The following is a 17,446-nucleotide window of genomic DNA, read 5'->3' on the forward strand; positions in this document are numbered from 1 at the left end:
CCCTAGCCCGTCATCCCAGCGAAAGCTGGGATATCGTCGTGTCGGTCCCGACGCGCGCCGAAAGCTCAGGGTAGAACCGGCACCTCCGCCGCCCGCGTCTTGTTTTCCAGGCGGGATTCCCTGACCCGTTGGCCGAAGCATCCCGTCGCGCCACCCGCGCCGACTGCGGAGCAGCTGCCAATCGTGTTGACGCCCGAGCCGGCGTCCATCGTACCCTGTGCCTTGGTCGCCCAGCTGGCGTTTTCGGGGGTGACGACGAACTCGCGGAGCTCCTTCGGAACGCGGTATTGCTCTTGCGCGCTGCGGCGGACGCAAACGACGATCTCTTCGCCGTTCTGGTTGGTTGGGCAGCGCTCGTTGCCGAACAGCGTCAGGACGCCGTTGATCGGCGCATTGCGTGAAACCTGCGGGGGGGTGACGACCGGCTTGGGCCTGGCGGTCGCGCCGGGAAGCGCGGGGGCCTTGGCGCGCGGCTGCGCGAGGGTGGGGCCCGTATTGGCACTGCCCGTATTGCCATTGGAGGTCGGCGGCGCGGTCTGTGCGACTGCGGGGCCGGCGACGAGCAAGGCCGCCGCAAAAAGCATCTTCATACGCATCACTCCCACGCGTTCGTTCGGCTTGTTATAGTCGCTCGGCCTGAACCGTAGCCGTCCGCCTAGATCCGTTTGGCGGTTGCGATCGCGACCTTGCAGCCGAGCCGGATCGCGGCGCTCAATACCGGATAGCCCGGTGTTTCCTCGGCCCCCGCAGCAATCGCAGTGGCCTTGTGTTCGAGTTCCTCGGCCTGGAAATCGAGGATCGCTGCCGATAGCTCGGGATCGCTGGCGCCAAGCTGAACGAGCTGTTCCTCGTAATGCTTGTCGATCTCGGTCTCGACCGCCGCCGTGCAGGCCATCGCAGCCCGCGGGCTGATCGCCGCGGTGACCGCGCCGAGCGCGAAGCCGGCGACCTTCCAGATCGGTTGCAGCACCGTCGGGCGCACGCGGCGCTCGACGATCATCTTGTCGAAAAACGCGCGGTGGCGTTCCTCCTGCTGCGCCATGTGATGGATCGAGCGCGACGCCGGGTGACGGTCGCCGAGCACGGCCAACTGTCCCGCATAGATGCGGATCGCGCCATATTCGCCGGCCTGGTCGACGCGGATCATCGAATCCGTTGCCCGCTTGGCGTCTCCTGGCTTCCAGCTCATCTCGTCTTCCTCATGAGTGCGAATATGGTGAACGCACCGGCGAGGGAAAAGATGGCGTTGAAGCCGGCGAGCGAGATTCCGAACAATTTCCACTGGGGCGAATCGCAGCGCACCATTGGCGCGTTCATGATCGCGGCGAGGCGTTCGGCCGCGGTGGTGCCGGCCATCGAAACGGTGGTGGTGCAGGCGGTGAAGCCGTTCCACCAATGATATTCGACGCCGGCATGCGCGACGCCGATCAAACCGCTGAGGCCGATCAACAGCCCGGCGATGATCACCAGCGAGGCGCGCAACGACCGTCCGGGGACGAAGAACGTCGCGCCGGCGATCAGCACCGCGGAATAATGCGGCCAGCGCTGCCAGTGGCACATTTCGCACGGATACAGCCCGCCGAGATATTGCGAGCCGAGCGCGCCGAGCAGCAGGAACGCCGGCAGCAGCAACGCGATGGCGCGGGCGATCTCTTCGTTCTTGGTCATGCCCAACCCGCGACGCACGCTCACTTGTTGGGCACCTTGGCAGCATCGGCGGCGGCGGTCGGATCAGGCTTGATCGGGCGCGGCTTGGTGGCGGCGGCGACCTGCGTTGCCCCGCCGAGGCGTGCGACGGTCTTCAGCGCGTAATAGAGCTGGAAATCGTCGATGCCCTGCTTCTTCAACTGCTCGGGCGTCTGCGAGAAACGGGGGTCCGTCTTGGTATCCTCCTCGAGCACCGCGTTGTCGGCCTTCACCTCGTTGATCAGGTGTTTGCGCAGGTCGGCCTCGCGGAACACCGGGCGCGACTTGTAGTCGGGATCGGTGAGCTGCGGCACCTTGATGTCGGGCTCGATCCCGCCCTCCTGCACCGACCGGCCGGACGGCGTGAAATAGCGTGCCGTCGTGAGGCGGAGCGCGGTCTCCGGGCCGAGCTGGAGCACGGTCTGGACCGAGCCCTTGCCGAAGCTGCGCTCGCCCATGATCAGCGCGCGGTGGTGATCCTGCAATGCGCCGGCGACGATCTCGGACGCCGACGCGGTGCCGGGATCGGTGAGGACGACCACCGGCAGGCCGTGCGCGTCGTCGCCGGGCTTGGCGTAATAACGCTCGATATCGGTCTTCTCGCGGCCGCGCTGCGAGACGATCTCGCCGTGATCGAGGAACGCGTCGCTGACTTCGATCGCCTGGGTCAGGAGACCGCCGCCGTTTTCGCGGAGGTCGACCACGTATCCGAGCGGGCGGTGGCCAAGCGACTTGTCGATCGCCATGATCGCCGCGCGCGTGTCGGCGCCGGTGTTCTCGCTGAAGGTGTTGATGTTGATATAGCCGACGTCGCCGCGGACTTCCCATTTCACCGGCTTCTGGACGATGATCTCGCGCATCATCGTCACGTCGAGCGGCTTGTCGCGACCGGGGCGGACGAGGCCCAAGGTGATCTTGCTGCCGGGCTTGCCGCGCATCTTGCCGACCGCCTCGTCGAGCGAATCGCCGTAAATCAGCTTGCCATCGATATGCGTGATGTAGTCGCCGGACTTGACGCCCGCGCGGGCGGCGGGGGAGTCTTCCTGCGGGGAGACGACCTTGATCGCGCCGTCTTCCATCTGCACCGTCAGGCCGAGACCGCCGTAATTGCCCTCGGTCATGATCCGGAGGTTTTCGTAGTCAAGCGCGTCGACATAGCTGGAGTGCGGATCGAGGCTGGCGAGCATGCCCTGGATCGCCCCCTTGATCAGCGTCTTGTCATCGACCTTGTCGACATATTCGGCCTTCACGCGGTTGAAGACGTCGAGGAACTGATCGAACTCGCGGTACGTGTCGGTGTCGACCGCAGCCATCGCCGAGGTGGCGAGCGGAATCAGCGTCAGCGCGCCGACGATCGCCGTCGCGGTAAGGATCGGGGTACGCAGTATAGGACGAGGCATCGATGGTCCTGCAACCTGAGAAAAGACGTGTCGTACGGTCGTGACGGCGTAGCGTAGCGGAACGCTGGCGGCAACGCGCGCGCGGAGTGAAGGCGGGTTGGGGTTAATGGGGGCTGACTGGGGGACCCTTTTCGATCCTCCCCCGCCAGGGGGAGGTGGCTGGCGCTTGCCAGACGGAGGGGGAGGAAAGCGAGACCTCTGTTCCGTGTCCTCCCCCTCCGTCACCTTCGGCGACACCTCCCCCTTGCGGGGGAGGATCGAAACGCGGCGCGCGTGCTATCATCCGGTCAGCGCGATCCTATCAACGCGGCGACATCAACGGGGCGACCTTGACGGCGGAGTTCGACGATAATGCGCGGGTCTTCGCGGGGGGCGGTGCCGAGCGGGCCGCCCATCGTCACGCGGTCACCGGGCTTGGCGGAGGTTGCCGCGAGGCCGGTGACGAGGCTGGTCCAGCCATCGGCATGGTCGATGATGACGATCACACCGTAGTCGCGAAAGCGGCGGGCGTAGCGGATCGTCCCTGAGGCGGGGGCGACGACGCGCGCACTGGGAGCGGTGGCGAACGTCAGCCCGCGCGACCGGACGCCCGAGTCCGAGATTTCGTCGAAGCCGGTTACGAGCCGGCCCGCTACCGGAGTGCGGTACACGCCGCGCAGGGGTAGTGGTGGCGTGGTGCCGGGCGCGATCGGGCGCGGGATCGGGCCGGCGAGCGCGATCAGGGCGGCGGCGGTCGCCTTGGCATTGGTCGTCGTCGCCATGCCGTCGACAAGGTCGCGCGCGCGTTCGCCAAGCGCCAGAGCGCGGTCGGATTCGCTGAGCGCACCGCGACCGAGCCTCTGGCTGCGCTGGCGATGGCGCGCCTCGAGATCGGCGAGCGCCTGCCGATCACTCTCCAGCCGCGCGCGGCCGTCCGAGAGCGCCTTGGCGGCGAGCGTGGCGCTGGCCTGCAAACGCCGCGTTTCGGCGAGTTCGCTGCGGACGGCTTCGGTGCGCTGGCGGACGACGGGCAAGGCGCTGCCCAGCACCGCGCGGACATGGACGAGGTCGTCGACCGATCCCGGCTGCGCGACCGCGACGATCGTCGGGCGGCGGGCGAGCGACTCCAGCGCGGCGAGCAATCGCGCGACGGGGGTTTGCGCGCGGCCCAGCTTGGCGCGCTGATCGGTCAGCAAGCGCTCGACCAACGTGACCCGGGCACTGGCGGTAGCGAGGTTCGCCTCGGCGGCGGTCACGCGAGCGGCCAGCGCCTGCTCCTCGCGGCGCGCCTTGTCGGCGGCGTTGCGCTCCTGGGTAGCGGCGGCGGCAAGTTTGGCGGCGCGGGCAGCGGCGAGCGCAGCGTCGCGTTTGGCAGCGACCAGGCGTTGCCGCTCGGTCGCCAACTCGGGCGTTTTAGTTTGTGCGACTACGCCCGCCGTCGCGAACAGCGCCGCGATCGCCAAGACGCCCCCTGCCCTCATGCATCACCCTTCGCGGTGATAGGGGTGGTTGGCAAGGATGCTGGTCGCGCGAAAGAGCTGTTCGGCGAGCATCGCGCGGGCGAGCAGATGCGGCCAGGTCGCGCGGCCGAACGAGAACAACAGGTCCGCCTCGTCGCGCGCCGCATCGTCGAAGCCGTCCGCGGCGCCGATCATAAACCGCGCCTCGCGCACGCCATCGTCGCGCCAGCGTTCGAGCTTCTGCGCGAACTGCGTCGACGACAGCGTCTCGCCCTTCTCGTCGAGCAGGATGCGCTTGGTCTGCTCGCCGACAAGCGGGATCTTGCCGCCGGTGTCGGGGAGCTCGCTGACCTTGGTCGGCCAGACGATCCGCTTCAGATAGCGGTCGACGAGGTCGGCCTCGGGCGAGCGCCCGATCCGACCACGGGCGACGATGTGGAGCAGCATGATCGGACCTGGGGCCGCCTCTGGGTCGGTTAGTCTTCGTCGGTGAAGGTCGGCACGGGCGGCGGCGTCGGTGCGTCGCCGAACGCCCACATCCGCTCCAGATTGTAGAAGCTGCGGACTTCGGGGCGGAACAGGTGGACGATGACGTCGGTCGCGTCGATCAGCACCCAGTCGGCGGTCGGCAGGCCTTCGATCTTCACCGGACGCTTGAACTCGGCCTTGATCCGCTCGGCCAGCTTCTGCGCCATCGAGGCGACCTGACGGGTCGAACGACCGCTGGCGATCACCATATAGTCGGCGATGCTGGTCTTGCCCGCGAGCGGGATCGAGATGGTCTCGACCGCCTGGTCGTCGTCGAGCGACGCGAGGATCAGGCGATGCAGCGCCTCAACCTCTTCGGGGTCGGTCGCGCGAGGGGCAGTAGGGGAAGTGGCCAAGTCAGCTCCTGGGTAAGGGTATCAATCCGGCAACCTGCCGGAACGGTGGGGCGAGCCAGCAACGTGCTGAACCCAGTCGGGATTTTTGGCGCGCAGGCCGGTTGCGGAGGTCGGGTCGGGTCGGAAGCGCAACAGCACGAGGGCCGGCAATCTCCACGTCGTCCAGCTCTTCGCATGGTCTGTGCGCCGTTGGAAGCGCCGCAGCCAACCCATCGCGGGGGCCGCGAGGGCGCGCCCGTCATATCCCGGACGCGCGATTACCGCAATCGGAACCTCGCGGGCGATCTGGCGCCAGTTCTTCCAGCGGTGGAAGTCGGCAAGATTGTCCGCGCCCATCAGCCAGATGAAGCGGATTTTCGGGTAGCGCCGCTTAAGCTTGCGGATCGTGTCGAGCGTGTAGCGGGTGTGGAGCCGCGCCTCGATATCGGTCGCACGGATCGGCGCGCGGCGGGCCATTCTTCGGGCCGAGGCGAAGCGCGCGGGGAGCGGCGCCATGTCGTTGGCGGCATCCTTGAGCGGATTGCCGGGGGATACCAGCCACCACGCCTCGTCGAGCGCGAGCGCGTCGATCGCGGCCAGCGTGATGCCGCGGTGGCCACGATGCGCAGGATTGAACGACCCGCCGAGGATGCCCACGTGGGTCATGATTCGTGTGGCGTGTCGCGGCGCGAATGCATCACGCGAACGATATCGACGCCGTCCGGCATAGGACGATAGAGGATGAAGTATTCCGTGCCACGAATGGACCATTTCCGGATTTCGCCTACGAACGCCGGCCCAAGATAAGGACTGTCGGCCAACAGCCGGGCAGCGTCGATAGCGCTTGCGCCGACCCTGCGCGCGAAGTCCGGTGAACGGTCCTGAAAATAGCGGTCGATATCACCCAGGTCCGCAAGTGCCGAGGCAGACCAGATACTACGCGTCACTCGGCCGCTATGTCGCGGTGCCGCGCCTCGAACCAGGCTTCGACCTGTTCCTGCGTGTAGACGCGTCCGGCATCGATATCGTCGAGGCCCTCCTGGACGAGGGCCGCGAGTTCGCCGTCCTTCCGCGTTGCAGTCTCTACGACCGACTTCACATAGTCGGTCACCGACATCCCACGCCAAACCGAGGCGGCCTGCAACGATGCAAGTGTCTCCGCATCCAGGTCGATGGTCAGAGGTTCGGACGTCTTCATGCCGGGAGGGTATGCCCCTTGAGCATCACAATCAACCGCGCACCTGGCCGGTGCCGCGGCCGATCCATTTGTAGGTGGTGAGGCCTTCGAGCGCGACCGGGCCGCGGGCGTGGAGGCGGCCGGTGGCGATGCCGATCTCCGCGCCGAGACCGAACTCGCCGCCGTCAGCGAATTGCGTGGAGGCGTTCCAGAGCACGATCGCGCTGTCTACCGCAGTGAGGAAGCGTTCGGCGACGGCGGCGTCTTCGGCGACGATCGCGTCGGTATGGTGCGAGCCGTGGCGAGCAATGTGCGCGACCGCCGCGTCGAGGCCGTCGACGATCGCGACGGAAGCGATCGCGTCGAGATATTCGGTGTCCCAGTCGGCTGCGTCGGCGGCGGCGATCTCGGGAACAAGCGCGCGCGCGCTTGTGTCTCCGCGGACTTCGCAGCCCGTTGCTGCGAGACTTTGGATCAAGGCGGGTGCGTCCGCGTAGGCACGATCGATCAGCAGCGTTTCCATCGAGCCGCAGACGCCGGTGCGGCGCATCTTGGCATCCGCCACCACCGCCTTGGCCATTGCCGCGTCCGCGGAGGCATCGACATAGACGTGGTTGATGCCGTCGAGATGCGCGAGGACGGGCACGCGTGCTTCGGCCTGGACGCGTGCGACGAGGCTCTTGCCGCCGCGGGGGATGATAAGGTCGATCATCCCGTCAGCCTTGAGCATGGCGCCGACCGCCGCGCGATCGGTGGTTGGCACCAGTTGCACCGCGTCGACGAGCACCCCGCCCGCCTTCAGGCCCTCGACAAGCGCCGCATGGATCGCGCGGTTGCTCTTCACCGCCTCGGACCCGCCGCGCAGGATCGCCGCGTTGCCGGCCATCACACATAGCGCCGCGGCGTCTGCGGTGACGTTAGGGCGGCTCTCGTAGATGATGCCGATGACGCCGATCGGCACGCGGACGCGCGAGAGCTTCAAGCCGTTCGGACGCTCGCTTGCGTCGATCACCTGCCCGACGGGATCGGCGAGCGCCGCCACCGCCGCCACGCCGTCCGCCATCGCCGCGACGCGCGCTTCGTCCAGCCGCAGCCGATCCAGCAGCGCGCCCGACAGGCCGGCGTCAGCTGAACGCGTCATGTCCTCAGCGTTCGCCGCAACGATCGTCGCCGATGCTGCCCGGATAGACTCCGCCGCCGACGCCAGCGCCGCGGCCTTCCGGGTGGACGGCATCGACGCCAGCACCAGCGCCGCGGAGCGCGCGCGGCGGCCCATTTCGGCGATCAATTCGGTCGGATTTTCTGCGTCGGCCATGGTCCGCACGGTAGCATGCGAAGCCCCTCGCGCCAACGCCGCGAACTCGTTACGCTACCGATATTACAGGGGGACTCATGACCGGAGATATCGGAGCAGCGGCGGACATCGCCACGGGTGCCCTAGTCGGGCGCGCGTTCGAACCGAAGGCGGGGGAGGCACATGGTGCGCATTCCGGCCACAATCCGGACGACGCACTATGTCTGAATTGCGGGACACGATTGCTGGGCGAGCATTGCCACGCCTGCGGTCAATCGGCGCACGTCCACCGCTCGCTCGACGGGATCGGGCACGAGATCGCACACGGCGTATTCCATTTCGAAGGCAAGATCTGGCGGACCTTGCCGCTGTTGATCCTGCATCCGGGGATGCTCACCCGCCGCTACGTCAATGGCGAGCGCGCGCGGTTCGTGTCGCCGCTGGCGTTGTTCCTGTTCACCGTCTTCTTGATGTTCGCGACGATCGGTGCGGTCGGCGGGGAAATGACGAAGGACTTCATCCGGGACGAGCGTGCCGGCAAGACGTCCGACTATGCCCGCGAGGCCGCCAGGGCTCGCCTCGCGCTGAACAAAGTCGAGGCGCAGCAGGAGGTTGAGAAGCGTGAACCCGCCAAATATTCGGGGGAACAGCTTGCGACTCTCGATCGGCAGGCCAGCGCGCTGCGTACCACTGTTCGTGCACTCGGGGTCGCGGCCGATATGCAAAATGGCGGCGCCAGCGGTACGCTGGTCGACCTGGGCGATTTCAAGACCGGCTGGGAACGGCTCGACCACGGGATCGCCAAGGCGAACGGCAATCCGGGCCTGATGTTCTACAAGCTGCAGACCAGCGCGTATAAATACAGCTGGGGGCTGATTCCATTATCCGTGCCGTTTATGGCGCTTCTTTTCCTCTGGCGACGCCAACATCACCTCTACGATCACGCAATCTTCGTGACCTATTCGCTGGCGTTCATGATGCTGCTGACGATCGCGCTGATCATCGCGGGCGTGATCGGCGTCGCGGAGGGATGGATCGTGATGGCCGCAATATGCGTGCCGCCAATCCACATGTTCGCGCAGCTTCGGGGCGCTTATAAGTTGCGGAAGCGGTCGGCGGCGTGGCGGACGGTGGCGCTGCTGACGTTCGCGTTCACGACGTTGCTGGCGTTTATCGTGCTGTTGTTGCTGCATGGTTTGACAGATTAGGGCGGCCATAACGTTTGCATCTCAGCATCCCCGCCCCTTCCGTCATCCCAGCGAAAGCTGGGATATCACTGTGTCGGCCGCGCACTCTCCAACCGGGAGACCCCAGCTTTCGCTGGGGTGACGACTGTATGTGGGTAGCCAGCAGGCCGCAGGAGCCTCAGCGGCAGGGGTAGAGGTTCGCCAGAACGCGCGCGTAGCCGTCCTTGAGGGGCCGCTTCTGGTAGCTGGCGGGGAGTTCGTTCAATCCGTCGAGCATGTCCATGATGCCGACGGATTCGCCCTCTGGAACGCAGGCGATCGGCGGCTTGCCGGCCGCGGCGCGGGCGGCGCGGTCTGCTTTGAGTTGATTGGTCGCGGCCTTGGCTTCGGCCTTCAGCGCAGGAAGGTCGGGGGACATCAGTGCCATCGGACCCTGGTCGCGCAGCGCGTTGGCGCGCGCCAGGAAGGTGCCGACGGTCATCGCCGCGCTTGCCGGCATTGCCGCGCCGGCCATGAGTAGCGCTGCGACTACAGCCTTCGAACGCGAATACGACATGGGCGGCCTTTCCGAGAAAAGACCGCCCATAGAGCTACTTAAGTGACTGTCCGGTGAACCGGATCACGCCCCCAACGGGGTCGGCGTTCCAAACGGACCAGACGGACGCCGCGTCTTGGGGATCGACGTACCCGCACGCGGGACGGTCGACGCCTTAGCACCCGGATCCGGACGATCGAGATCCTCGCCGGCGATCAGCTTCTTGATCTCGTCGCCAGTCAGCGTCTCGAATTCGAGCAACGCACCGGCCACGGTGTGGAGCTGGTCAACGTGATCGCTCAGCACCTGCTTGGCGCGGTCGAGACCACCTTCGACGATCCGCTTGATCTCGTCGTCGATCAACTGCGCGGTCTGGTTCGACATGCGCGACGGACGGCTCGACGAATATCCAAGGAACGACTCACCCTCGGGCTCGCCATATTCGAGCGGGCCGACCTTGTCCGACATGCCCCAGCGCGTGACCATATCGCGTGCCAGACCCGTGGCGTACTGGATGTCGCCCGACGCGCCGGACGAGACCTTGTCGTAGCCGAAAATGACTTCCTCGGCGACGCGGCCGCCCATCGAGACCGCGAGGTTCGCGTACATCTTGTCGCGGTGATAGCTGTACGAGTCCCGCTCCGGCAGACGCATGACCATGCCCAGCGCACGACCGCGTGGAATGATCGTCGCCTTGTGGATCGGATCCGACGCAGCCTCGTGCATCGCGACGACGGCATGGCCGGCCTCGTGATACGCGGTCATCCGCTTCTCGTCGTCGGTCATGACCATGCTGCGACGCTCTGCGCCCATCATGACCTTGTCCTTGGCCTCCTCGAACTCGGCCATCGCCACCAGACGCTTGCCCTTGCGCGCCGCATGCAGCGCCGCCTCATTGACGAGGTTGGCGAGATCGGCACCGGAGAACCCAGGCGTACCGCGTGCGATGACGCGAGCATCGACGTCGGGCGCGAGCGGCACCTTCTTCATGTGCACTTCAAGGATCTTAATGCGACCCTCGATATCCGGACGCGGCACCGTGACCTGCCGATCGAAACGGCCCGGACGCAGCAGCGCGGGATCGAGCACGTCGGGACGGTTGGTCGCGGCGATAATGATGATGCCTTCGTTCGCCTCGAAGCCGTCCATCTCGACGAGCAGCTGGTTCAGCGTCTGCTCGCGCTCGTCGTTACCGTTGCCGAGGCCGGCACCGCGATGACGACCCACAGCATCGATTTCGTCGATGAAGACGATGCACGGTGCGGACTTCTTGGCCTGCTCGAACATGTCGCGGACGCGGCTTGCGCCGACGCCGACGAACATTTCGACGAAGTCCGAGCCCGAGATCGTGAAGAACGGCACGCCAGCCTCACCTGCAATGGCGCGGGCAAGCAACGTCTTGCCGGTACCCGGCGAGCCGACCAGCAAGGCGCCCTTCGGAATCTTGCCGCCGAGGCGCGCGAACTTGGTCGGGTCCTTCAGGAACTCGACGATCTCCTCGAGTTCTTCACGAGCCTCGTCGATGCCGGCGACGTCCTGGAAGGTGACCTTACCTTCTTTCTGCGTCAGCATCTTCGCGCGGCTCTTGCCAAAGCCCATCGCGCCCGAGCCCGAGTTCTTCTGCATCTGCTTCAGGACGAAGAACGCAATGCCGAGGAACAGCAGGAACGGCAGCGACTGATACAGTAGCAGCGCCAGCATCGACGGGCCCTCTTCAGGCTTCGCGCTGATCGAGACGCCCTTCTCGCGCAGCTTCGGCACGAGCGTGGAGTCGGGGATCGGGTACGCCTTGAACTTCTCGCCCGACGACAGCGAGCCCGAGATCATGTCGCGCGAGATGTTTACGTCCTTGACGGTGCCCTCGTCGACCTTGTCGAGGAATGCCGAATACGCGATCGTGCTGCCACCCGTCGCAGCCGTGCGGCCGTCGAACATGGTAACGAACAGCGCCAGCGCGAGCAGGATGCCGACCCAGATCAACAGGCTCTTCATCCAAGGATTGCCGCCGCCGTTTTCGGGACCGCCGTTTCCGGGGCCCTGGGGCTTCTGACCGCGGTTGTCGTTGTCGCTCATGGGTGCACGATACCTTTCACCGCACAAGATAAGCGTGCGCAGGTTAATGGCAATGGAACAACACGTGACTTGCGTTGATCAGTGTGAACGGACGGTCACGTGACCCGGCGCGGTGGCGCCTCGCGGAATCGCCAGACGTCGCCGCGGACGCTGGCGATGATCCCGGCCTGCGTGGTGCGCTTGCCGGCCATCAGCGAGTCGAGCAGGCTTTCGATGTTGGCGGCTTCGCTCCATTCGGGGGCGACGATGCCGGCCTCGGTGCGGACCGTGCCGATCGCGCGACGGGCAAGGCGGCGGAGGATTTCACGGGGCAGCTTCTCAACCGCGAGCTTCACTTCGCCACCGCCGACCTTGGCGCGTTCGGTCCAGATCCATTCGACCATCGCGCGAACGTCGGTGTCGGTTTCGGCGAGCGCGGCCGCGGCGCGCGCGAGGTTGGGCGTGCCGAGCCATTCGTTCTCGCCGAGCAACCGACGGAAGCGGGTGCGATCGTGGCGATCGTCATGGTTCGAGGGATCGTCGAAGAACGGTACTTCGGCACGGCGGACGATCGCGCGGAGTTCGGCGCGGCGCCAGTCGAGCAAGGGGCGGACGACCGTGACGCCGTGGACTTCGGTACGGGCACGGACACCGGCGAGGCCGGCTAGCCCTGACCCGCGGGCGGCGCGCATGAGGAAGGTCTCGGCCTGGTCGTCGGCGTGATGGCCGGTGACGAGCGCCCCTGCCCCGATCGCGCGGGCGTGGTCGGTGAGGAGAGCGTAGCGCGTGGTGCGCGCCTGCGCCTGGATGCTCGCGCCGGTGATCGGTTCGCTGGGGGCGAGCGTGGCGTGTGGAATGCCGAGCGTTGCGCAATGCGCGGCGACCATCGCGGACTCTTCCACCGCTTCGGGGCGAAGGCGGTGGTCGATGCTGGCGACCGTGAAGCCGGGGCGGAGAGCTTCGTGCGCAAGCGTGAGCATCGCCATGCTGTCAGGGCCGCCGGAAACGGCGAACAGCGGGTTGGCGATGTCGCTTGCGAGGCGCGCGAAGTCGGCGGCGAAGCGGCGTCCTTCTTCGGTCATGCGGTGGGGGCCGTGACGAGGATGCTGATCCTCCCCTGCAAGGGGAGGTGGCTGGCGCTTGCCAGACGGAGGGGTGACCCGCTCTCGGTGGCGCAATACCCCTCCGTCAGCCCGATAGGCTGCCACCCCTTCTTGCAGGGGAGGATTTCAGAGGGACCGGTATTCATCGATGGACCTGCTTACTTGCACTTCGCCGCGCTGCGTCCAGCGGCGACCTGGCCCTTCATCGCCGCCGCCATCTTGGCGCCGTAGACGTCGTTCAGCTCGTCATACACCTTGCACGCATCCGCCGGCTTGTTGAGCTTGGTCAGTGCCTGGCCGAGGTACAGCAAGCTGTCCGGCGCGCGCTCACCTTCGGGCATCTTCTTATAATTGTCGTAGAACGCCATCGATGCGAGGCTCGGCTTGCCCTCGTCCAGATACGACCGGCCGAGCAAATTCTGCGCATAGCTGGCGCGCTTGCTCTTGGGGTATTCGGCGACGACCTTCTTCAGTTGCGCCTCCGCCTGCGGATATTGCTTGGCCGCCCAGAGACGGTAGCCATACATATATTCGTCTTCCGCCGGATCGCCGGTCGACGGCTTCTCGACCGAAACCTTGGTCGGTGCCGGCGTGGTCGGCCGGGACGCCGTCTCGGGGCGCGTCGTCGGGCGCGAAGGACCGTCGCTCGACTGGTCATCGGACTCGACCGGGCCACCAGCCCCCGCCGCGATCGGCGCGGGGCCGGTCTCGAGCGTCTTCAGCCGCGCGTCGTTCGAGCGGCGATAGTTGTCGAACGCATCCTGCAGTTGCCGCGTGCGGTTCTGGTTCTGCTCGATCTGTTCGGTGAGCGAGGTCATCTGCTGTTCGAGCGACGTCACGCGCTGGTTTACGTCGGCGAGCGCGCTGGTCGCGGGCGATCCCGGTCCGGGGCCCTGCTCGTTCTGCGGCGCGCGGACTTCGGGCTGGAGCATCTGGCCCGCGCCACCGGGGAAGACCTTGCGCTGGACCGCGCGCATTTCGCTTTCGAGCTTGCCGACGCGGCCCTCGACGTTTTGCGCCTGGACGCTCGCGGGCATCAGGGCCGCGAGGCAAACGCCGATCAGAATAGACTTACGCATTGGCCACACCCCCCGGTGGATTGGTTAATCGTCCGGGTATAGCTGCACTACCCATCCTGTCGCCAGCCTTAAGACCCTGGCGATGCCCGCAGGTTTTCACGGATTGGGCGTTGCGGTAGCGGCCGGTGGCGGATTGGCGGCGGCGTCGAGATTGGCGCGCTGCGTTTCGCTGAGTGGACGACGCGGCGTACGCGGACGGCTGGCGCGCGGCCGCTCGGCGTTCGCAGACGACGGGGCAGACGCGGTCGGCGTGGCCTGCGGCTCGGGGGTGCCCGCGATCCGCGCGGCGATCGCCGGTGCACCGATCCGGACGTCCTTGATCGCGCGTTCGCCCGTACCGAGCGCCGGCGCAGCCGCGCCGTTGAGCGTCACCGCCAGCTTGTCCGCACGCCCGATGTTGATCATCGGGTCCTTCGCATCCTTGGGCACGTCGAACTTCTCACCCGGCTTCATCGTGCCGAGGTACAGCGTCTTGTTGTCGGCATCGTAGACGCGCATCCATACCTCGTCGGAGGCGGTCAGCGTGACCTGACCGTTCGCGAGCGTGGCCGGCGCCGGCACCGGTTGCGCGGTCTGGGCGGCGGGGTTCGGTACAACTTCGGCAACCGGCGTCGCGGTCGGCGAAGTGCTCGTTCCGCGGAACATGTCCGTGCCGTACCACAGCCCGACCAGCACCAGCACCGCGATCGCGAGCCCCAGCGCGACGATCGCCAGCCCGCGCGAGGGGACGCGCGACGGATCGGTCATTTCGTACGGTTCGTATTCGGGCTTCTTACTGCCCAGCTTGGCGACCTCGCCGCGGACGACGTTCGCGATATGCACCTCGTCGATGCCCATCGCGCGCGCATAGGCGCGGCTGAACCCGACCGCGTAGGTCGACGACGGCAGCGTGGAATAATCGGACGCCTCGATCGCCTCGAGGTGACGCAACGGCACGCGCGTGCGCGTCGCGATATCCGCGACGGTCAGGCCCTGCGCCTCGCGGGCTTTACGGAGAATGTCGCCAGCACGCTCTGGTTGAGCGGGTGCTGCGTTCTGGCCGGTTTCGACCTCGTCCATTCTTGTCTCCGAACACGGGCGCGTGGCGTTGCCCGCCATGTCACCCGTCTTTCAGAGGCCCCCAGCCGTGTCAACGCACCGAACGTCTTAACCGCAGCTTTCCGCCGATCAGACGATTTCCACGCCGTTTTCGGTTGCCCAGGCCGTCAGCGCACCGCGCATGTCACGCGGCGGGTTGGCCAGCAGTCCTGTCATGTATGCGGTGAGCGCGGCGCGATCGAGCGAGCGCGTCATCGCCTTGATCGGACCGACCGCGGCGGGGGTGATCGACAGCCGCTCGATCCCGAGCCCGATCAGCGCCATCGCCTCCAGCGGCCGCCCCCCCATCTCGCCGCACACCGCCAGATCGACCTTCGCATCCCGCGTCGGCGGCACTAGTCGCGCGATAAAGCGGAGGATCGACGGGCTGAGCCAGTCGTAGCGCTCGGCGAGCTTGGGATTGGCGCGATCGGCGGCGAACAGGAACTGCGTCAGATCGTTGGTACCGATCGACAGGAACTCGATTCGCGGCAGCAGCACGTCGAGCATCTCGGCCAGCGCCGGCACTTCGAGCATCGCGCCATAGCGGATCGCAAGCGGCAGCTTACGCCCCCTGCCCTCCAGCCAATAACGCTGCGCCTCGAACAGCGCGCGCGCCTCGTCGAATTCCCACGGCTCGCTGACCATCGGAAACATCACGTTGAGCGTACGCCCCGCCGCCGCTTCCAGCAGCGCGCGGGCCTGCACCTTCATCAACCCGTCGCGCTCCAGGCCAAGGCGCAGCGCGCGCCAGCCCATCGCCGGGTTCTCCTCGTCGGCGTCTTCCTTGTTGAGATACGGCAGCGCCTTGTCGCCACCGATGTCGACCGTGCGGAAGATCACCGGCCGATCGCCCGCCGCGTCGAGCACCTCGCGGTACAGCCGGTGCTGGCGCTCGCGCTGCGGCAAGGTCGCGGAGACGAGGAACTGGAATTCAGTACGGAACAGGCCGATTCCGTCCGCGCCGGTGACGTCGAGCGCCGCCACGTCGTCGCGCAGGCCGGCGTTCACCATCAGCGTCAGCCGGTGGCCATCCTTGGTGATCGGCGGCACGTCGCGCAGCGCCGCGAACGCCGCCTTGCGCTTTTGCCGCATTGCGAGGCGGGCCTCGAACGCCTCCTCCATCGCTGCGGACGGCCGTGCGAAGACGTTGCTCTCGGCGCTGTCGAGCAACAGCATGTCGCCCTCCGCCACGAGACGGCGGATATCGCGGACGCGGCCGAGCACAGGCACGCCCATCGCGCGCGCGACGATCGTGACGTGCGCGGTGAGCGAGCCCTCCTCGAGGATCACGCCCTTCAGCCGACGCTTGTCGTATTCGAGCAGTTCGGCGGGCCCGAGATTACGCGCGATCAGGATCGTGTCCTGGCGCAGGCCGAGTTGCGCCGCCGTGCCCATCTGCCCCGAGACGATCCGGAGCAGACGGTTCGAAAGATCCTCCAGATCGTGCATCCGGTCGGCGAGCAGCGGATCGTCGATCTGGCGCATGCGCTGGCGGGTACGTTGCTGAACGCGCTCGATCGCCGCCTCGGCGGTGAGGCCTGAATCGATCGCCTCGTTGATGCGTCGCGCCCAGCCCTCGTCATAGGCGAACATCTTGTAGGTCTGGAGCACTTCGACATGCTCGCCGCCGACGCCGAATTCGGCCTCGCGCGTCATCCGGTCGATGCCTTCGCGCATCTTGTCGAACGCCGCATAGACGCGGTGGCGCTCGGCGTCGGTGTCCTCGGCGACGGTGTGCTCGATGTGAATGCGCGGCTGGTGATAGACCGCGAAGCCCGCGCCCATCCCGTCGACGAGCTTCTGGCCGGGGATGCGCATCGCCGCGGTCGACTGCGGCCGGTCCGCGCCGCCACCCATGGTGTCGATCAGGCCGGCATTGGCGATCAGTTCGGAGAGCACCATCGCAACCGTCTGCAAGGCCTCGATCTCTACGTCCGCATATTTGCGACGATCGGTGTGCTGGACGGCCAGGACTCCCACCGAACGCTCGCGGCGGATGATCGGCACGCCGGCAAAGCTGTGGAACCGGTCCTCACCGGTTTCGGGCTTGTAGGCGAAGTCGGGATGGCTCGCGGCTTCGTCGAGGTTGAGCACCTCGACGTCCTCGGCGATCGTGCCGACGAGGCCCTCGCCAAGCGCGAGCTTGGTGACGTGGACGGCGGCCTGGTCGAGGCCGCGGGTCGCGAACAGTTCGAGCACGCCTTCGCGCAACAGGTAGATCGAGCAGACCTCGCTGTCGATCGCGGTGGCGATGATGCCGACGACGGCGTTGAGCTTGGCTTGCGCGGACGTGCGCGAGGCCATCACGTCGTGAAGGCTGGTGAGGATTTCGCGGGCGGAGGCGGCGGCCGAAAGGGGCATTCGCGTTGGCTATCAGATGAAACGCTTGGGTGCCACGCAACAAAAGCAGTGTCGCACCCAAGTTCGATCGATCTCCAGGTGTGGTTTCTTACAAGGCGCCCCGTCGCGGGTATCAGAGCCCCTACCCCTACCCCCTACCCCCAATCCGTCATCCCAGCGAAAGCTGGGATATCCCCGTGGGACTCGCCAA

General features: G+C 66.6%; 18 protein-coding genes. 1 reads left to right on the forward strand and 17 read right to left on the reverse strand.

Annotation, left to right across the window (positions count from 1 at the left end; all coding sequences use genetic code 11):
- Positions 1 to 65: 65 nt before the first annotated feature.
- From U1763_RS07535 to U1763_RS07585, 11 genes are all read right to left on the reverse strand, one after another.
- Positions 66 to 590, reverse strand: coding sequence for a hypothetical protein (locus tag U1763_RS07535; RefSeq protein WP_332754725.1), 525 nt, complete (start codon positions 588 to 590; stop codon positions 66 to 68).
- Between the two features lie 65 nt (positions 591 to 655).
- Positions 656 to 1,189, reverse strand: coding sequence for a demethoxyubiquinone hydroxylase family protein (locus U1763_RS07540; protein ID WP_332754726.1), 534 nt, complete (start codon positions 1,187 to 1,189; stop codon positions 656 to 658).
- Positions 1,186 to 1,668 (reverse strand): disulfide bond formation protein B, encoded by a 483-nt coding sequence (locus U1763_RS07545; protein WP_132735995.1) that lies wholly within the window; start codon positions 1,666 to 1,668, stop codon positions 1,186 to 1,188. The genes U1763_RS07540 and U1763_RS07545 overlap by 4 nt, the downstream gene beginning before the upstream one ends.
- Positions 1,669 to 1,688: 20 nt before the next feature.
- Positions 1,689 to 3,086, reverse strand: coding sequence for a S41 family peptidase (locus U1763_RS07550; RefSeq protein ID WP_332754727.1), 1,398 nt, complete (start codon positions 3,084 to 3,086; stop codon positions 1,689 to 1,691).
- A gap of 287 nt (positions 3,087 to 3,373) precedes the next feature.
- Entirely contained in the window at positions 3,374 to 4,546 is a 1,173-nt protein-coding gene (locus tag U1763_RS07555; RefSeq protein WP_332754728.1) for a murein hydrolase activator EnvC family protein, read from the reverse strand.
- 3 nt (positions 4,547 to 4,549) lie between these two features.
- Entirely contained in the window at positions 4,550 to 4,972 is a 423-nt protein-coding gene (locus U1763_RS07560) for a 23S rRNA (pseudouridine(1915)-N(3))-methyltransferase RlmH (protein WP_060526522.1), read from the reverse strand.
- A 29-nt stretch (positions 4,973 to 5,001) separates the two neighbouring features.
- Positions 5,002 to 5,409, reverse strand: coding sequence for a ribosome silencing factor (gene rsfS / locus U1763_RS07565; RefSeq protein ID WP_131583613.1), 408 nt, complete (start codon positions 5,407 to 5,409; stop codon positions 5,002 to 5,004).
- Positions 5,410 to 5,430: 21 nt separating this feature from the next.
- Positions 5,431 to 6,054: a nicotinate-nucleotide adenylyltransferase gene (locus U1763_RS07570; protein WP_332754729.1), complete on the reverse strand. Its 624-nt coding sequence runs from the start codon at positions 6,052 to 6,054 to the stop codon at positions 5,431 to 5,433.
- Complete coding sequence (locus tag U1763_RS07575) at positions 6,051 to 6,335, reverse strand: type II toxin-antitoxin system RelE/ParE family toxin (RefSeq protein WP_332754730.1); 285 nt, start codon at positions 6,333 to 6,335, stop codon at positions 6,051 to 6,053. Before U1763_RS07575 ends, U1763_RS07570 begins: the two co-directional genes overlap by 4 nt.
- A complete protein-coding gene (locus U1763_RS07580; protein WP_165886464.1) occupies positions 6,332 to 6,586 on the reverse strand; it encodes a hypothetical protein in 255 nt (84 codons plus the stop codon). Before U1763_RS07580 ends, U1763_RS07575 begins: the two co-directional genes overlap by 4 nt.
- A gap of 31 nt (positions 6,587 to 6,617) precedes the next feature.
- Positions 6,618 to 7,880, reverse strand: coding sequence for a glutamate-5-semialdehyde dehydrogenase (locus U1763_RS07585; RefSeq protein WP_332754731.1), 1,263 nt, complete (start codon positions 7,878 to 7,880; stop codon positions 6,618 to 6,620).
- Positions 7,881 to 7,957: 77 nt separating this feature from the next.
- On the opposite strand from U1763_RS07585, the gene U1763_RS07590 reads away from it, so the two are divergent.
- Positions 7,958 to 9,067: a DUF3667 domain-containing protein gene (locus tag U1763_RS07590; RefSeq protein ID WP_332754732.1), complete on the forward strand. Its 1,110-nt coding sequence runs from the start codon at positions 7,958 to 7,960 to the stop codon at positions 9,065 to 9,067.
- Positions 9,068 to 9,224: 157 nt separating this feature from the next.
- On the opposite strand, the gene U1763_RS07595 is transcribed toward U1763_RS07590, so the two are convergent.
- The 6 genes from U1763_RS07595 to ptsP form a co-directional block, all read right to left on the reverse strand.
- The gene (locus U1763_RS07595) at positions 9,225 to 9,602 is read right to left on the reverse strand and encodes a hypothetical protein (RefSeq protein ID WP_332754733.1); all 378 of its coding nucleotides are present in this window, start codon (positions 9,600 to 9,602) and stop codon (positions 9,225 to 9,227) included.
- A gap of 63 nt (positions 9,603 to 9,665) precedes the next feature.
- Entirely contained in the window at positions 9,666 to 11,654 is a 1,989-nt protein-coding gene (gene ftsH, locus U1763_RS07600; protein WP_332754734.1) for an ATP-dependent zinc metalloprotease FtsH, read from the reverse strand.
- A gap of 95 nt (positions 11,655 to 11,749) precedes the next feature.
- Positions 11,750 to 12,715, reverse strand: coding sequence for a tRNA lysidine(34) synthetase TilS (gene tilS / locus U1763_RS07605; RefSeq protein WP_332754735.1), 966 nt, complete (start codon positions 12,713 to 12,715; stop codon positions 11,750 to 11,752).
- 179 nt (positions 12,716 to 12,894) lie between these two features.
- Positions 12,895 to 13,815, reverse strand: a complete 921-nt coding sequence (locus U1763_RS07610) for a tetratricopeptide repeat protein (RefSeq protein WP_332754736.1) — start codon at positions 13,813 to 13,815, stop codon at positions 12,895 to 12,897.
- Positions 13,816 to 13,911: 96 nt separating this feature from the next.
- Entirely contained in the window at positions 13,912 to 14,874 is a 963-nt protein-coding gene (locus U1763_RS07615) for a helix-turn-helix domain-containing protein (RefSeq protein ID WP_332754737.1), read from the reverse strand.
- A gap of 108 nt (positions 14,875 to 14,982) precedes the next feature.
- Positions 14,983 to 17,256 carry a phosphoenolpyruvate--protein phosphotransferase gene (ptsP, locus tag U1763_RS07620; protein WP_332754738.1) on the reverse strand — a complete coding sequence of 758 codons (2,274 nt, stop codon included), beginning with the start codon at positions 17,254 to 17,256 and terminating at the stop codon, positions 14,983 to 14,985.
- Positions 17,257 to 17,446 lie beyond the last annotated feature (190 nt).

The organism is Sphingomonas sorbitolis (assembly GCF_036663875.1).
Taxonomy (GTDB): Bacteria; Pseudomonadota; Alphaproteobacteria; order Sphingomonadales; family Sphingomonadaceae; genus Sphingomonas.

What these genes read in the sequence shown, in the direction of transcription:
- U1763_RS07535 (WP_332754725.1), bottom strand. Translation starts at nt 590, where the DNA reads ATGAAGATGCTTTTTGCGGCGGCCTTGCTCGTCGCCGGCCCCGCAGTC.
- U1763_RS07540 (WP_332754726.1), bottom strand. Translation starts at nt 1,189, where the DNA reads ATGAGCTGGAAGCCAGGAGACGCCAAGCGGGCAACGGATTCGATGATC.
- U1763_RS07545 (WP_132735995.1), bottom strand. Translation starts at nt 1,668, where the DNA reads ATGACCAAGAACGAAGAGATCGCCCGCGCCATCGCGTTGCTGCTGCCG.
- U1763_RS07550 (WP_332754727.1), bottom strand. Translation starts at nt 3,086, where the DNA reads ATGCCTCGTCCTATACTGCGTACCCCGATCCTTACCGCGACGGCGATC.
- U1763_RS07555 (WP_332754728.1), bottom strand. Translation starts at nt 4,546, where the DNA reads ATGAGGGCAGGGGGCGTCTTGGCGATCGCGGCGCTGTTCGCGACGGCG.
- U1763_RS07560 (WP_060526522.1), bottom strand. Translation starts at nt 4,972, where the DNA reads ATGCTGCTCCACATCGTCGCCCGTGGTCGGATCGGGCGCTCGCCCGAG.
- U1763_RS07570 (WP_332754729.1), bottom strand. Translation starts at nt 6,054, where the DNA reads ATGACCCACGTGGGCATCCTCGGCGGGTCGTTCAATCCTGCGCATCGT.
- U1763_RS07580 (WP_165886464.1), bottom strand. Translation starts at nt 6,586, where the DNA reads ATGAAGACGTCCGAACCTCTGACCATCGACCTGGATGCGGAGACACTT.
- U1763_RS07585 (WP_332754731.1), bottom strand. Translation starts at nt 7,880, where the DNA reads ATGGCCGACGCAGAAAATCCGACCGAATTGATCGCCGAAATGGGCCGC.
- U1763_RS07590 (WP_332754732.1), top strand. Translation starts at nt 7,958, where the DNA reads ATGACCGGAGATATCGGAGCAGCGGCGGACATCGCCACGGGTGCCCTA.
- U1763_RS07595 (WP_332754733.1), bottom strand. Translation starts at nt 9,602, where the DNA reads ATGTCGTATTCGCGTTCGAAGGCTGTAGTCGCAGCGCTACTCATGGCC.
- ftsH (WP_332754734.1), bottom strand. Translation starts at nt 11,654, where the DNA reads ATGAGCGACAACGACAACCGCGGTCAGAAGCCCCAGGGCCCCGGAAAC.
- tilS (WP_332754735.1), bottom strand. Translation starts at nt 12,715, where the DNA reads ATGACCGAAGAAGGACGCCGCTTCGCCGCCGACTTCGCGCGCCTCGCA.
- U1763_RS07610 (WP_332754736.1), bottom strand. Translation starts at nt 13,815, where the DNA reads ATGCGTAAGTCTATTCTGATCGGCGTTTGCCTCGCGGCCCTGATGCCC.
- U1763_RS07615 (WP_332754737.1), bottom strand. Translation starts at nt 14,874, where the DNA reads ATGGACGAGGTCGAAACCGGCCAGAACGCAGCACCCGCTCAACCAGAG.
- ptsP (WP_332754738.1), bottom strand. Translation starts at nt 17,256, where the DNA reads ATGCCCCTTTCGGCCGCCGCCTCCGCCCGCGAAATCCTCACCAGCCTT.